Genomic DNA, 879 nt, shown 5'->3' with positions numbered 1-879 from the left:
CGGTTGAACGGTTGGATATCCCGAACATCTTGAATCCTGAGTTCGATGTTCCGGCCCCCAACCAAGTGTGGTGCGGCGACATCACCTACATCCAGGCCCAGGGGAAATGGCATACCTGGCGGTCGTGCTGGTTCTTTGCACGCGCCTGGTGGTGGGCTGGGCGTTGTCGGAAAAGCTGGACGCCGAGCTGGTGATCAAGGCGCTGGATATGGCTTACGAGCAACGAGGAAGGCCTCAGGGCCGGTTGTTTCACTCGGATAAATACCGAAGGCTTTCATATTCCACCCAATTGCCTGCAGTAGGGCTCATACCCGCGCAGAGGTGGACTAAGCGGTGTTGGCTATGAGTTACCACCGCGTCCATTGGCGCCTCCGTATGAGCGAGGAGCATTCAGCAGGCAGGTGTTGACGATCTCACACCAGGCGGTGTTGACCAATGGCGCCAAGGGCGTCGAACTGCACTGCGCATAACTCATCATTGGTTAAATCGGGGTCGGGGTACAGTGCTGTGCAGGTGAAAATAATTGGCAATGTGCCACTAAAAATTCCGAGGCCGCGTATTATCAACCGCTGAGAAAGTGACACTCCGAAATTCCCCAGGATTCAGAGTACCTACGAATGGAATGTGCACAACATTTGACAACCCGCCGCAATCTCTTCATCTGGCGAGATCGCTGGCTGGAAAAGGTAGAAACCGACCTCAGCAGCGAGCTTAGCGCGCTGAAGTTAAATTTGGACGACCAGATCGAAGGGATCGGCATCACGGCGGTTATATTCAATGATAACTTTATCAAGAAAAAGCTTCATCCAATCCTAGCGGAATGGCTCGCCATGCAGCTCTCAAGCCTGATGCGGTCAGCAACAAAAGAACTGTTGGAGG

The 879-nt window shown here is 53.6% G+C and carries 1 protein-coding gene and 1 pseudogene; both read left to right on the top strand.

The window, feature by feature from the left end; translation table 11 throughout:
• A pseudogene (locus AC1DRJ_RS30120) lies at window positions 1-259 on the top strand (DDE-type integrase/transposase/recombinase); the annotation flags it as partial.
• Window positions 260-635: 376 nt separating this feature from the next.
• Window positions 636-879, top strand: a 244-nt coding sequence (locus AC1DRJ_RS30115; RefSeq protein ID WP_477805329.1) for a hypothetical protein, incomplete at its 3' end; no start/stop codon positions are given.

The sequence above is a fragment of the Pseudomonas sp. P5_B2 genome (assembly GCF_056400445.1).
Note: the sequence above shows the minus strand (reverse complement) of the source record. Positions and strands in the feature narration are given on the sequence as shown.